11 protein-coding genes and 1 pseudogene are annotated in these 13,453 nt (G+C 70.9%); 6 read left to right on the forward strand and 6 right to left on the reverse strand.

All coding sequences use genetic code 11. The features are described 5' to 3' along the window. Positions 1 to 2: 2 nt before the first annotated feature. Together BIU95_RS17545 and BIU95_RS17550 are read right to left on the reverse strand one after the other, a co-directional pair. Entirely contained in the window at positions 3 to 1,832 is a 1,830-nt protein-coding gene (locus BIU95_RS17545; RefSeq protein ID WP_254783415.1) for a BCCT family transporter, read from the reverse strand. Positions 1,833 to 1,885: 53 nt separating this feature from the next. Next, a complete protein-coding gene (locus tag BIU95_RS17550) occupies positions 1,886 to 2,170 on the reverse strand; it encodes a YrhK family protein (RefSeq protein WP_017886936.1) in 285 nt (94 codons plus the stop codon). Positions 2,171 to 2,392: 222 nt separating this feature from the next. Here BIU95_RS17550 and BIU95_RS17555 point away from each other — a divergent pair, with 222 nt between their 5' ends. From BIU95_RS17555 to BIU95_RS17570, 4 genes are read left to right on the forward strand one after another with little or no spacing between them, the layout of a single operon-like run. Further along, entirely contained in the window at positions 2,393 to 3,700 is a 1,308-nt protein-coding gene (locus BIU95_RS17555) for an ABC transporter substrate-binding protein (protein ID WP_071252429.1), read from the forward strand. 25 nt (positions 3,701 to 3,725) lie between these two features. Beyond that, positions 3,726 to 4,697: a carbohydrate ABC transporter permease gene (locus BIU95_RS17560; RefSeq protein WP_017886934.1), complete on the forward strand. Its 972-nt coding sequence runs from the start codon at positions 3,726 to 3,728 to the stop codon at positions 4,695 to 4,697. After that, positions 4,694 to 5,605, forward strand: coding sequence for a carbohydrate ABC transporter permease (locus tag BIU95_RS17565; RefSeq protein WP_071252431.1), 912 nt, complete (start codon positions 4,694 to 4,696; stop codon positions 5,603 to 5,605). The genes BIU95_RS17560 and BIU95_RS17565 overlap by 4 nt, the downstream gene beginning before the upstream one ends. A gap of 10 nt (positions 5,606 to 5,615) precedes the next feature. Beyond that, entirely contained in the window at positions 5,616 to 8,075 is a 2,460-nt protein-coding gene (locus BIU95_RS17570) for a glycoside hydrolase family 31 protein (RefSeq protein ID WP_071252433.1), read from the forward strand. 130 nt (positions 8,076 to 8,205) lie between these two features. On the opposite strand, the gene BIU95_RS17575 is transcribed toward BIU95_RS17570, so the two are convergent. The 4 genes from BIU95_RS17575 to BIU95_RS17590 all read right to left on the reverse strand — a co-directional run bounded on the left by BIU95_RS17575 (position 8,206) and on the right by BIU95_RS17590 (position 11,555). Further along, complete coding sequence (locus BIU95_RS17575) at positions 8,206 to 9,252, reverse strand: LacI family DNA-binding transcriptional regulator (protein WP_083389447.1); 1,047 nt, start codon at positions 9,250 to 9,252, stop codon at positions 8,206 to 8,208. An 89-nt stretch (positions 9,253 to 9,341) separates the two neighbouring features. Further along, positions 9,342 to 10,055, reverse strand: a complete 714-nt coding sequence (locus BIU95_RS17580) for a GAF and ANTAR domain-containing protein (RefSeq protein WP_071252435.1) — start codon at positions 10,053 to 10,055, stop codon at positions 9,342 to 9,344. Continuing rightward, on the reverse strand, positions 10,052 to 10,765 hold the full coding sequence (locus BIU95_RS17585) for a GAF and ANTAR domain-containing protein (protein ID WP_056071097.1): 714 nt from the start codon (positions 10,763 to 10,765) through the stop codon (positions 10,052 to 10,054). Before BIU95_RS17585 ends, BIU95_RS17580 begins: the two co-directional genes overlap by 4 nt. Beyond that, entirely contained in the window at positions 10,758 to 11,555 is a 798-nt protein-coding gene (locus BIU95_RS17590) for a helix-turn-helix transcriptional regulator (RefSeq protein ID WP_071252437.1), read from the reverse strand. The genes BIU95_RS17585 and BIU95_RS17590 overlap by 8 nt, the downstream gene beginning before the upstream one ends. A gap of 184 nt (positions 11,556 to 11,739) precedes the next feature. Here BIU95_RS17590 and BIU95_RS17595 point away from each other — a divergent pair, with 184 nt between their 5' ends. Next, the gene (locus BIU95_RS17595; protein WP_071252439.1) at positions 11,740 to 13,110 is read left to right on the forward strand and encodes an AraC family transcriptional regulator; all 1,371 of its coding nucleotides are present in this window, start codon (positions 11,740 to 11,742) and stop codon (positions 13,108 to 13,110) included. A gap of 134 nt (positions 13,111 to 13,244) precedes the next feature. After that, a pseudogene (locus BIU95_RS18885) lies at positions 13,245 to 13,453 on the forward strand (acyl-CoA desaturase); the annotation flags it as partial.

Raw genomic sequence — 13,453 nt, forward strand, 5'->3', positions numbered from 1 at the left:
CGTCAGCGCTCGGGCTGCACCGTCGCCGACGTGTCGGCCGACGTCGGACGCGCGTCGAGGCTCGGGTCGACCGCCGGGTCGGGCGAGATCGACTCGGGGCGCACGGGGAAGTCCTCGAGCGCACCGGCCTCCACGGTCGGAGCCGCGGCTCCGCGGCCACCGCGCACGCGGCTCTTCACCGCTGCCCACGGACGGCCGAGAGCGGACCGTGCGGGACGCTCGGAGGGCGCCTCGACCTCGAGCCCGTAGTAGGCGCCGACGTGCTCGAGCAGGACCTCGCGCTCGGCCTTGTCGTAGGCCCGGCGCTCGCGGGTGAAGGCGATGATCGTCGACCAACAGGTCAGGATCAGGACGATGCTGAACGGCAACGCGGTCGTGATCGCCGCGGTCTTCAGCGCGTTCAGCCCGCCGCTCAGCAGCAGTGCGACGGCGAGCAGTGCCGACACAGCGGCGAAGAAGACGCGCAGCCAGTTCTTCGGTTCGATGTCGCCACCCGAGGCGATCATCGCCATCACGAGCGACCCGGAGTCGGACGAGGTCACGAAGAACACGCCGATGAGCAGGATCGCGCCGTAGGTCAGCACCACGCCGGCGGGCAGGTCACCGAGCAGCGCGAACAGGGACCCCTCGATGTCGACCGAGCCGTCCGAGCCGACGAGGCCGCCGGCACCGTCGGTCTGGCGGTGGATGGCCGCACCACCGAGGACGGCGAACCACAGGAACGTGAGCGCGGTCGGCACCAGGAGGACACCGAACACGAACTGGCGGACCGTGCGGCCCTTGGAGATGCGGGCGATGAAGACACCGACGAACGGCGCCCACGACATCCACCAGCCCCAGTAGAAGGTGGTCCAGGCGCCCTGCCAGGCCTCGCCCTCGGCACCCTGCTGCGCGGTGACGTTGAACGACAGGCCGACGATGTTCTGCAGGTAGGAGCCGATCGACTGCACGAAGTCACGCAGCAGGAACTGCGTCGGACCGACGATGAGCACGAAGAGCAGCAGCGCGGCGGCGAGCAGCAGGTTGAAGTTCGACAGGATCTTCATGCCCTTGGTCACACCGGTGACGAGCGAGACGATCGTGACGGCGGTGATCACCGCGATGATGGCGATCTGGCTGACGATGCTGCTGTCGGCGATGCCGGCGCTCTCGAGTCCGGCGCCGATCTGGATGACGCCGAGGCCGAGCGAGGTCGCGACACCGAACAGCGTGCCGACCAGGGCGATGACGTCGATCAGGTTGCCCCAGCCGCCGCGGACGCGGTTGCCGAGCAGCGGTTCGAGCGCCCAGCGGATCGACACCGGGCGACCCCGGCGGTGGATCGCGTAGGCCAGGGCGAGGCCGAGGACGACGTAGATCGCCCATGCGTGCAGGCCCCAGTGCAGGAAGGTCTGGGTCAGTGCCTGCTGCGCGAGTTCCTTCTCGTTGCCGGTGACGCCCGGGCGCGGGGAGGCGAAGTGACTGAGGGGCTCGGAGACGCCGTAGAACACGAGGCCGATGCCCATGCCGGCGGCGAACAGCAGCGCGAACCACGAACCGGTCGAGAACTCGGGCTCGTCCTGGTCCTTGCCGAGCTTGATGTCACCGAAGCGGCTGAAGCCGACGAACAGCGAGAAGCCGACGAAGAACGCGGCGATCAGCACGTAGTACCAGCTGAAGTTCTGGACGATGCCGTCCTGCAGTCCGAGGAACATCGCCTCGGCGGTGGAGGGGGAGATCAGGGTGAAGGACACGAACCCCAGCACGATGACGGCGGCGGGCCAGAACACCCACCGCCGCAACTGCGGTGTCGTGGTCACGGGTCCGGGCAGGGGAGGAGTGGTGCTTGCCATGCAGTCCATGGTGCCTGCTCGCGTTCCTGTGTGTTCGCCCAGGCGTGTCGTGGTCAGAAGTCGCGCGCGGACTCCGAGGGGTTCCCGCGGCCGACCCGACCCAGGTGGAGCCTCCGCGACAGCCGGATGACCGGGCGGATGAGCAGCTGGATGCTCCCGATCAGGAACAGCCACGTGCCGGCCGTCGTGGTGCTCTCGGAGAAGAAGAGGACGCTGCCGACGATGAACCAGAGCGCCACCATCACGTCGTTGACGATGCTGATGGTCTCGTAGAGCCCGCGGATGCGGAGCTCTTCGTGCCCCACCCGGAGTGCGATGTCCCGTTCGTCCTGCGCCATCAGACGATCCTGTCAGTTCTGTGGCGCGTCCGTCCCAGGGGGCGGCGGGCGGCGGCCGTGGAAGCGCTGCGCGGCGGACGGGAGGCGCGGGGCGGGCTGGCACCGTGCCTCCCGTCCGTAGGGCGCACTGACCACCGCCACACGCGATTACAACGTTGACGTACGCTTTACAGCGCTGTAAACAGGAGCCTGCGCGACGATGCGCGACGAGGGAGAGACCCGATGGTGGGAAGCAGGACCGCAACACTCCAGGCCGCGGTGAGCCGGCGGGGGTTCCTCGCGGGCGCGGCCGGAGGCATCGCATTCGGCACGATGGCGCTCGCCGGGTGCGCGACCCCTGGGCGTGCCGCAGGTGGAGCCACGACGCTCCGCTTCTACGAGCAGAAGCAGGAGGTCATCGCGTACTTCGACAAGCTGCTGCGGCAGTTCGAGGGGGAGCACGCCGGCACGTCGGTCGTGCACGACAGCACGGCGGCCATCGCCCCGCAGTTCGTCCGCGGTGAACCGGCGGACGTCGGGTGCTTCAACGACAACCTCGAGCTCGCCCGGTACATCTCGCGTGGGGTGCTCAGCGACCTCGGCGACCTGCCGTCGGCCGCGCGGGTCCGACCCGACATCGACACCCTGACGAACCAGTACGCGACGTTCGAGGACCGCACGAGCGTGCTGCCGTACTCGCTCGCCGCGGCCGGCGTGATCTACAACAAGCGCATCTTCGCCGAGCACGACCTGCCGGTCCCGACGACGTGGGACGACTTCGTCGAGGTCTGCCGGACCCTGCAGAAGGCCGGCGTCACGCCGATCTACGCCACCGATCGCGACACCTGGACGCTCTGGCAGGGCCTGTTCGACTACTCGGTGGGCAGCCTCGTCGACACCGGCTCGTTCTTCCGCAAGATGAAGGCCCTGGGCGCCGACGTCGGCCCGGACTCCGAGGTGTCGTTCGAGCAGGACTTCGCGGTGCCGATGGAGCGCGCGAAGACCATCTCGTCGTTCTTCAACCGCGACCACGCCACCCGGGCCTACGCCGACGGCAACCTGGCGTTCGGCAAGGGCGAGGCCGCGATGTACCTGCAGGGCCCGTGGGCGCTCGGGCAGATCGCGCTGATCGACGCGGAGCTGCCCGTCGGCACCTTCGCCCTGCCGGTGTCGAACGACCCGGCCGACCGCAAGGCCCGGGTCAACATCGACCTCGGGCTCTGGATCCCCACGGCGTCCGAGCACCCGGAGCAGGCGAAGGAACTCGTCGAGTTCCTCATGCAGCCCGATGTCATCGACGCCTACAACCGCGACAACCTGGCGTACTCGCCCCGCATCGACGCACCGCCACAGCAGGACGAGCGGCTCGCCGGCCTGCAGCAGTACGTCGACGACGCGGCGTTCTACCAGGGCGCCGGCACCTTCATCCCCACGTCGATCCCGCTCGGCAACTACCTGCAGTCGGCGATCCGGAGCGGGGACTTCACCTCGATGCTGCGGCGGCTCGACTCGGACTGGCGGCGGCTCGCCGGCCGTTCCGCGACGGTCTGAGCCGGACCAGGAACCAGGAGCCACCATGACCATGCAGACCCCGCTCTCCCGCGACACCGACCCGGCGACGTCCGGGCCGGCCACCGACGCAGCCCGCACGCACCGTCGTGTGGGTTCCCGCGGTGTCGGTTCACTCAGCCGCACCGAGGGCATGTACTACCTGTTCCTCGTGCCGGCCCTCGTGCTGTTCACGGCGTTCGTCGTCGCCCCCGCCTGCGTCGGCGTCTTCTACAGCTTCACCGACTACCTCGGGTTCGGGCAGTGGGACTTCATCGGCGTCGAGAACTACAAGGCGCTCGTCTCCGACCCCGCGATCCTGGCGTCGTACGGGTTCACCCTCGGCTTCGCGGCCGTCACCGTCGTCGTCACGCAGGTCGTCGCGCTGACGCTCGCGATCGCCCTGGCGAAGAAGATCCGGTTCGCCGCCGGACTGCGGTCGGTGTTCGTCATCCCGATGGTGATCTCGGGGATCATCGTCGCCTACGTGTTCAACTTCCTGTTCTCGAACACCGTGCCGGCCCTGGCCACGAGCGTCGGTTTCGGCCCGCTCGAGCAGAGCATCCTCGGCGACCCGAACCTGGCCTGGCTCGCGATCGTCATCGTGTCCGCCTGGCAGACCGTGCCCGGCGCGCTCCTCATCTACACGGCGGGCCTGACGTCCATCCCCGAGGAGCTGTACGAGGCCAGTGCACTCGACGGGGCGACCGGCTGGAAGCAGCTGCGGGCGATCACGCTCCCGCTGCTCGGCGGCTTCATCGTCATCAACACCGTGCTCGGTGTGAAGGGCTACCTCGGCGCCTACGACGTGATCGTCGGTCTGACCAACGGCGGGCCCGGCAGCGCGACCAGCAGCGTCGCGATGACGATCTTCGGCGGCTTCACCGGCGGCGACTACGCCTACCAGATGGCGAACGCGACCGTGTTCTTCATCATCACCGTCCTCATCTCCGTGCTGCAGCTCGCGGCGACCCGCGGAAGGAACCTGCGACTCGCATGACCGCCATCGACACACGACCCCCGACCGACACCCGAGCCGTGACCACCGGCGGCGGCGGACGCTCCGGCCGCGGACACCGCCGACGACTGGGCGGCACGAACTGGACGCTCACCGTGGTCCTCGGCCTCGCGTCGCTGACCGTGCTCGTCCCGCTGTACGTGACGCTCTCGATGGCGTTCAAGACGACCGAGCAGTCGGTCGACGGCAACGCGCTCTCGCTGCCGTTCCCGTTCAACCCGGGATCGTTCGCCGACGCCTGGCAGCTGACCCGGTTCCCGGTGTCCTTCTCGGTGTCGCTCGGCGTCGCAGCGCTCACCGTCGTCGCGACCCTGCTGCTCAGCTCGTTCGCCTCGTACGCGATCGTCCGGAACTGGCACAAGCGGTTCTTCCGGTACTCGTTCGTCTACCTGCTCGCGGCGATGTTCCTGCCGTTCCCGGTCGTGGCGCTGCCACAGATCAAGCTGACCGCCGAGATCGGCCTGGACAACCCGATCGGTGTCGGGATCCTGCACGCCATGTTCCAACTGTCGTTCAGCGTGCTGCTCTACTCGGCGTACCTGCGGTCGATCCCGGTCGAACTCGAGGAGAGCGCCCGCATCGACGGGGCGTCCACGTGGCAGATCTTCTGGCGGATCATCCTGCCGCTCCTCGGCCCGATGAACGCGACGGTCGGCATCTTCGCGTTCCTGGCATCGTGGAACGACTTCATGATGCCGTCGCTCATCACGGCGGACCCGGGGTTGCAGACCCTGCCCGTGGTGCAGAACATCTTCCAGAGTCAGTTCGGCACCGACTACAACGTCGCCTTCGCCTCGTACCTGATGGCGATGGCCCCCACGATCATCGTCTACCTGTTCGCGCAGCGCTGGGTCATCAGCGGCGTGACCCAGGGTGCGGTCAAGAGCTGAGAGGCACCACGTGAGCAGCAGCACCACCGGCACCACCGGCACCGTCCTCCCCACCATCCGTCCGTTCCCGGGTTCGGACCCGGTCGCCGACCCCGCAGCCGTCGTCACCGGCGACCGCTGGCGCATCACCGTGCTCGACGCCGGAGCGTTCCGAATCGAGTGGAGCGACGACGGCGGGTTCGAGGACCGCGCCTCGACCTTCGCGTTGCGCCGCCGCCTGCCCGTGCCGGCCTTCACCGTGGAGCAGACGGCCGCCACCGACGGCACCGGCACCGACGGCGTCGTCGTCACCACCGACCGCGCACGCCTGCGCTACGACGGCCGCCCCTTCAGCCCGAGCGGGCTGGTGGTCGAGACCACCGGACCGGACGCCAACCGCTGGCGGTGGGGGCAGGAGCCGCGTGACCTCGGTGGCACCGGCCGCACCCTCGACGACGTCGACGGCCGGATGCCGCTCGAGGCGGGGATCCTGGCCCGCGACGGCATCACCGCACTCGACGACAGCGAGTCGTTCCTGTTCGCCGACGACGGCTGGATCGGCACGCGGGTCCCCGGTCGCCGCGACGTCACGGTCTTCGCGTACGGCCGCGACTACGACGCTGCGCTCCGCACGTACCACGCCGTCTCCGGCCCGCCGTCACGGATGCCGCGGTGGGCACTCGGCAACTGGTGGAGCCGGTACCACCCGTACAGCGACACCTCGTACCTCGAGCTGCTGGACCGCTTCGCCGACGAACACCTGCCGTTCTCGGTCGCCGTCATCGACATGGACTGGCACCGGGTCGACTCGGTGCCGCCGCGCTTCGGCAACGGCTGGACGGGGTACTCGTGGGAGCCGTCGCTGTTCCCGGACCCCGAGGCGTTCCTGGCCGAACTCCACCGCCGGGGGATGCGCACGACGCTGAACCTGCACCCGGCCGACGGCGTGCGGGCGTTCGAGGATGCCTACCCCGCGGTGGCCCGGGCGATGGGCGTCGACCCGGAGACCGAGCAGCCGATCCCGTTCGACCCGACGGACCGCCGGTTCCTGCAGGCCTACTTCGAACAGCTGCACCGCCCGCTCGAGGAGCAGGGCGTCGACTTCTGGTGGATCGACTGGCAGCAGGGTCGTGAGACCGGGCTGCCCGGGGTGGACCCGCTCTGGCTGCTCAACCACTTCCACCTGCTCGACTCGGCACGACACGCGCCGTCCGGCGGCGCCGACGCGGGCCCGGATGCCGACGCAGCACCGGCCCCCGTCGACGGCATGACCTTCTCGCGCTACGCCGGCCCCGGCAGCCACCGGTACGCCGTCGGGTTCTCCGGCGACGCCGTCGTGTCGTGGGCGTCCCTGGCGTTCCAGCCCGAGTTCACCGCCACCGCCGCGAACATCGGCTACCCCTGGTGGAGCCACGACATCGGCGGCCACACCCGCGGCGTCCGCGACGACGAGCTCGCCACCCGCTGGGTGCAGTTCGGGGTGTTCTCGCCGATCATGCGCCTGCACTCGGCCAACAACCCGTTCATCCGCAAGGAGCCGTGGGTGTTCCCGGCCGAGGCCCGCGCCGCGATGGGCGAGGCGCTCCGCTTCCGCCACCGCCTGGTGCCGTACCTGCACACGATGAACCACGGCACGGCCGAGGGCACCGCGCTGGTCCGGCCGCTCTACCACCTGGAGCCGCGCCGCGACGAGGCGTACCGGGTGCCGAACACCTACGCGTTCGGTTCGGAGCTGCTCGTCGCCCCGATCGTGGCGCCGCGCGACCCGGTCAGCCGGCACGGGGTCGCCCGGGCCTGGCTGCCGCCGGGCACCTGGACCGACGTCTTCACCGGCACGGTGTACGCGGGTGACCGGTTCGTCGACCTGCACCGCACGCTCGACACGGTGCCGGCCCTGCTGCGCGCCGGCGGGGTCCTGCCGCTCGCGGCGGCCGACCAGCTCGACGCCACCGTCAACCCGACGGCGTTCGAGGTCCTCGTCGCACCGGGTGCACCCGGCGAGTTCACCCTGGTCGAGGACCACGAGGGCGAGGGCAGCCGCACCGCCCGGACCCGTCTGACCTGGGATCCCGAACACGCCGAGTTCCGGGTGCACGGCACCACCGGAGCCCTCGACGTCGTCCCCGCCCACCGCGACTGGCGGATCACGTTCCTCGCCGCGCCGGCCGACGGGCAACCGACATCGGCTCGCTCGGTCGACCGGTTCTCCGTCGACGTGTCCGTCGACTCGGCGTCGGGCGGATCGATCACGCTGGTCGGTGCTCCGGTCGTCGGGGGCGACGCGCGGGACGCCGTCCGGCAGGTCCTCGAGGGCGCGCAGGCCGGCAACGCGGAGAAGCTCGAGGCGTGGGAGGTCGTGGCGAAGGACCTGCCGCGTGCGGACCGCATCGTCGAGCTCGGCACCGTCGGGCTGCCCGACGCCCTGCGGGACGTCGTCGTCGAACTGCTCGGCAGCGTGCACCCGGGGGAGTCGGCTCCCGCAGGTCGCTGACGGCACGCGACGGGGGAAAGGCGGACGGGCGCGGCTCGCTCAGCAGTGTCGCGCCAGCGGCACGCGGGCCGCGCCGACCGAGCCTGCGAGGGAGGGGTGGCGGCGCCGCCACGGGCCTCCAGTCCGCCGTTCACGCGCCCTGGTGCGCCGCCCGGTCGGACGTGCCGTCGGCGTACGGCGCGCTCTCGCCGACGAGCAGGCGGTGGCCGACCGTGACCAGCCGGCCGGGCACGTCGGAGCCGTCCATCCGCTCGACCAGCAGGTCGAGCGCGGTGTCGGCGAGGGCGACCGTGTCGGGCGCGACGGAGGTCAGGCTCGGCACCAGGCTCGAACCGAGGCCGACCGCGTCCCACCCGACGACGGCCACGTCGCGGGGCGCGTCCAGACCGCGCAGGCGCATCGCCCGGAGCGCCCCGAGCGCGGCCAGGTCGTCGCGGCAGAGCAGCCCGTCGACGCGGAGTCCGGCGTCGAGCGCGGTACCGAAGGCGACCTCGGCACCGGCGGCGTCGCCGACCTCGCGGGGGACCAGCAGCGCGTCGTCGAGCGGCAGACCCGCGGCGACGAGTCCGGCGCGGTAGCCGTCCAGGCGCAGTCCGGACGTGCGCGACGACGGGCCGGTCTCGTGCCCGAAGAACCCGATGCGGCGGCAGCCGAGCGCGACGAGGTGCGCGACGGCCTCGGCGGCGGCACCGGCGTTGTCGATGACGACCTGGTCGGCGTGCGGGGGCCGGACGTCCTCGCCGAGGAACACCACGGCGGTGTCGCCGCGGATCCGGTCGATGGCCTCGGGCGTGAGCACCTGCGGGTGGATCACGACCCCGTCGACCACCCCGGCCTCACGCCCGCGCACGGCGGAACGCTCACCGTCCGGGTCGCCGGCGGTCTCCTCGAGCAGGAGCTGGTAGCCGCGGTCGGCGCAGACCCGCGAGAAGACGTGGGCCAGTTCGGCGAAGTACGGGCGTCGGAGGTCGGGGAACGCGAAGGCGAGCATGTTCGAGCGTCCGGTCGCCAGGGACCGGCCCGAGACGTTCGGGCGGTACCCGAGTTCGTCGATCGCGGCCTGCACCCGGCTGCGCATCGGGTCGCTGACGTGCTGGTAGCCACGGACGACGTTGGACACGGTCTTCATCGAGACGCCGGCGTGCGCGGCGACGTCCTGCAGCGTGACCTTGCCCATCCGCTCACCGTAGCGGGCGGCGGGGGCCGTGGTTGCTCGCCCGTGGTCGTGCGTGCTCCCCCGCGGTCGGGGTTGCTCGCCCGCGGTCGTCAGGGGACGAGTCGGCGCTGCACGACCGCGCGGGCCACCTCGGAGAGCGGCTCGCGGTGCTCGAGCGCGTACCCGCGGATCACCGCGAAGGCATCCTCGATCGAGACACCCCGCAGGTACGACTCGACGCCCTTGGCCTGCTCGATGACCTCGCGCGAGCCGATGGTGCGCTGCAGCTGCGCGCGGACGACCTCGTGTTCGCGCAGGGACCGCTCGTGCAGGATGCCGATCGTCGCCACGTCGGCCAGGGCACGGGCGACGCGCAGGTCCGATCCCCCGAGGGCACCCACGGCGATGCCGAACAGGTTGAGTGTGCCGATGACGTTGCTGCCCAGCCGGAGCGGGACGGCGTGCACCGACCGGAACCCGAGTTCGACCGCGCCCGTGCGGAACATCGCCCACTCCGCCGGCGCTGACTCGATGTCCGGGCAGGCCACGACCCGTCCGGTCGCGAACGAGGTCATGCAGGGTCCGGCCTCGGCGTCGAGCTGCAGGACCTCGACGAGCCGGCTCGCTTCAGAGGTCGAGGCCACGACCTCGAGCTCCTGGTCGTCGTTGGCCAGCAGGATGCCCGCAGCGTCGATGCCGAGTACCTCGGCGCAGGTCTCGACCAGGGTCTGCAGCAGCTCCACGACGTCGTAGGCGTCCACCAGGGTGTCGGCGAGCGACGTGAACGTCTCGAGGATCCGGGCTTCTCGGCCTGCCGTCGTCACTGGACCTCCTCGATCAGGTCGCCTCGCTTCTCGAACCGGACCGTGCCGTCGAGGATCTCCTCCGCCACCCGGCGCATGGTCGTCCGGCGGGCGAAGGCATGGCCCTGCAACAGCAGGTAGGCGTCCTCGGGGCTGATGTCGAGCTGCGCGAGCACCACACCGGTGGCCTGGTGGACCACGCGCCTGGACGACGGGCTCCGGTCGAGCAGGGCGTCGTCCTGGTCCGCGATGGAGCGGAGGGCTCGGCGGAGCACCCGGCGGCTGACTGCGGAGGCGAGGGTCATGGCCTGGCGTACGGTGTCGTCCTCGATCGTCGCGGGCTGCGGGACGTACACGTCGATCGCGCCGAGCGGGAACGGCCCGAAGGCGACCGGGAAGGCGAAGACCGCGCCGACGGGTTCGCTCCGGACGGCTTCGTTGAAGGCTGGCCACGCGGCGTTCGGACGCTCCACCAGATCCGTCTCCAGCACCGGGGCATCGGTCGAGAGCGCGGCCCAGCACGGTCCCTCGGACAGGTCGAGCTGGATCTCGTCGATCCGGGTGGCGACCTCGTCGGTCGCGGACACGGTCTCGCTCGGGCACAGCTCACCGAAGGTCGAGATCGAGACACCGCCCATCGGCAGCGCGAGCGCGAACGGCCGACTGAGTTGGTCGTCGGCGACGTCCGCCGACCGGAGCGCACGGAGTGCACGCTCGAATGCGTCATCCATGGGCGCCTTCCCTGCCGTCTCTCGATCCTACGCGCTGGGCGGTGTCGGACGACCCCGACGGCGCGGGCACGTTCGGCGGTGGGCCGGCACGCCAGGCCGGGAGCTCGGCGGGCGGGTACGTCCCCTGCTCGTCCTGCACCCGGAGCATCGCGTCCAGGGCCACCAGCGTCACGCCGGAGGTCTCGCGCACCACCGTCCGCACCGCGTTGCCGAGCAGGAACGCCATCAGGTCCTCGCTGCCGCCGTCCGGCCGGTAGTCGCGCCATGGACCGGCCCCAGCACGCTGCAGCGCCCCGGCGAGCACCGCCTTGGGGTCGTCGACGTCCACCTCGCAGTCCAGCACCAGCCGGAAGCGCCGCTGGTTCCGGTCCGACAGGCTCGGTGCGCCGTCCTCGCCGTCCTCGCCGTCCTCGGGCGCGAAGGAGCGCAGCGCCGACGAGGGCGCGATCCCGTAGGCCGTCCGGAACGCCGCAGCCATCCGACCCGCGTTGCTGAACTGCCACCGCTGGGCGATCGCCGCGATGGTCCGCCGGTCGGGTGTGCCGGATGCCGCCTGCAGGTCACGACGCACCCCCTCGAGCCGCACTGCGCGCAGGAAGGCGCCCGGCGTCTGCCCGATCTCGGTCCGGAACCGCTTCTGCAGACTCCGCGGCGACAGCTGGACCGCCGCGGCGACGTCCGTGACGGTGATGTGGGTCGTCGCGTGCTCCTGGACGAACCGGAGCGCGTCCCGCACAGCACGTGAGAGCCGACGCGGGACGTCCCGTGCCGCACCGCTCCCGTCGTTCATGGGCCGACCGTACGGGAACCGTCCACGGTGCGTTGCCAGGACCCCGATCCCGGCCGCGGATGATCCGCCAGACGCGGTCTGGTGTCAACCCCTGACGTGACGGGAAACGTCCTGTTGATACTGAAAGTGTCTCGTGCGCCGCTGGTCGAAGCAGTGCGCCACATCGAACCGACAGGGAGGCGCGATGGGACACGCACAGGGAACCTCGACCATGGTCATCGACTCCGTCGTGCGACAGCAGGTCGCCCACACCGAACGGATCCGGGCACTCGCCCCGACGGACCCGACGGACATCCGGGTGCAGCCGGTCGACGCCGGGTGCTGGCGGGTCGTCGACGCTGCATCCGCCTGGGGGGACCCGAACATGCTCCTCGGCTGCGTCGAGCGCACTGTCGACGGGGTCCGACTGCACGCTCGTGGCGACACTGCACGAACAGGAACGGCTTGCGAGCCTGCGGGACGCCCGCTCCTGGTTCGAGCAGCGATGCGGACAGCACCTCGACGAGGCACCGTGTTGACCGCGGTCCACGGGGACGACGCGGCCCGGACCGTCACCGCGCGGATCGACACCCAGCGCCGCCACACCGAACGCTCCGGCACCGACCGGTCCTTCGCCGCGCGCGTGCTCGCCCAGGCCGGGCACGGTCGTGACGTCCGCTTCGACGTCGACGACGACAGTTCCCGGCTGCCCTTCCGGTTCCGGTACCGAACCCGCCGGGACGGATGCGTGAGCCTCGTCACGGCGTCGGCGACCTCCGGCTTCTCCGGGACCTTCGAACCCGTCGACCGCATCGTCGTCGGGTGGTCGAGCACCGGTGGCGTCCGGATCGCCGTCCAGGACGGTGCCGTCCTCGAGACCCGGCCCGGCACGCCCGTCCTGATGCCGACGTCGGGGGAGTTCTCCGTCCGCGCCCCGACGGGCACGCTGCAGCTGGTGAGCATCGACCGGTCACTCCTCGACCAGGTGCGCTCCTCGCTCGGAGCCGCGGCACCGGAGCTGCCGGACCGAGGTGCCGAACCCGCCGCGGGGGTGCTCGAACACCTGCGCCGGTGCGTCGAACAGGTGGCGGTCACCGCGACGCGCGACGGCTTCACCCAGGGCGCCAGGACCAGCGCGCAGGTCGCGCTCGTCGAGGCCGTCCTCGGAGCGTTCGGGACGCGCGTGCCCGTGATCCTCCGGCGTGCCGTGACCCCGTCGACGGTCGAACTCGCCGTGGCGTACCTCGAAGGACACTGCGATCAGCAGCTCTGCCTCGCCGACATCTGCGACGCGGTGGGTGTGAGCCCCCGCACGCTCCAGACGGCGTTCATGCGGGAACACGGCGTCTCGCCGATGACGTTCCTGCTGCGGATGCGGCTCGACCGGGTGCGCGCGGCGCTGGAGTCCGGCAGCCGGCAGGAGACCAGTGTGAGCGAGGCGGCCCTGACATGGGGCTTCCGTCACCTGGGGCGCTTCTCAGGCACCTACTTCCGCCGATTCGGCGAGTACCCGGGCCAGACGTTGCGCGCATCGTCCGGTGCGTGCGCAGCGGGTCCGGAGCGACACGCGGGGTGATCTCGAAGGTCGTGCGACGTGTTCCGGACACCACGGTGAACACGCAAGTTCGGCCCCTAGGGTCGCCGCAAGCGCAATCGCGTGAACTCTCTCGAACCGGTCGAAGGACCGATCCGTGACTGAAAGCGGTCCACATGACCACGACTCCGCTCGCTCCGGGTTACACCCGCACTCGCCCCGCTACGGGAGCCCGAAAGGGCACCTCGACCTACTCCGCGCTCCTGGCGCAGGTGAAGGAGAACGGCCTGCTCCGCCGTCGTACCGGTTTCTACTGGGCACTGTTCAGCGCACTCGTCGGCAGCCTCGCCCTCACCTGGGTCGCGTTCGCGTTCCTGGGTGACTC

Origin of the sequence: Curtobacterium sp. MCBA15_007 (assembly GCF_001864905.1) — a bacterium.
GTDB classification, from domain to species: Bacteria; Actinomycetota; Actinomycetes; order Actinomycetales; family Microbacteriaceae; genus Curtobacterium; species Curtobacterium poinsettiae.

What these genes read in the sequence shown, in the direction of transcription:
- BIU95_RS17545 (WP_254783415.1), bottom strand. Translation starts at nt 1,832, where the DNA reads ATGGCAAGCACCACTCCTCCCCTGCCCGGACCCGTGACCACGACACCG.
- BIU95_RS17550 (WP_017886936.1), bottom strand. Translation starts at nt 2,170, where the DNA reads ATGGCGCAGGACGAACGGGACATCGCACTCCGGGTGGGGCACGAAGAG.
- BIU95_RS17555 (WP_071252429.1), top strand. Translation starts at nt 2,393, where the DNA reads ATGGTGGGAAGCAGGACCGCAACACTCCAGGCCGCGGTGAGCCGGCGG.
- BIU95_RS17560 (WP_017886934.1), top strand. Translation starts at nt 3,726, where the DNA reads ATGACCATGCAGACCCCGCTCTCCCGCGACACCGACCCGGCGACGTCC.
- BIU95_RS17565 (WP_071252431.1), top strand. Translation starts at nt 4,694, where the DNA reads ATGACCGCCATCGACACACGACCCCCGACCGACACCCGAGCCGTGACC.
- BIU95_RS17575 (WP_083389447.1), bottom strand. Translation starts at nt 9,252, where the DNA reads ATGGGCAAGGTCACGCTGCAGGACGTCGCCGCGCACGCCGGCGTCTCG.
- BIU95_RS17585 (WP_056071097.1), bottom strand. Translation starts at nt 10,765, where the DNA reads ATGGATGACGCATTCGAGCGTGCACTCCGTGCGCTCCGGTCGGCGGAC.
- BIU95_RS17590 (WP_071252437.1), bottom strand. Translation starts at nt 11,555, where the DNA reads ATGAACGACGGGAGCGGTGCGGCACGGGACGTCCCGCGTCGGCTCTCA.
- BIU95_RS17595 (WP_071252439.1), top strand. Translation starts at nt 11,740, where the DNA reads ATGGGACACGCACAGGGAACCTCGACCATGGTCATCGACTCCGTCGTG.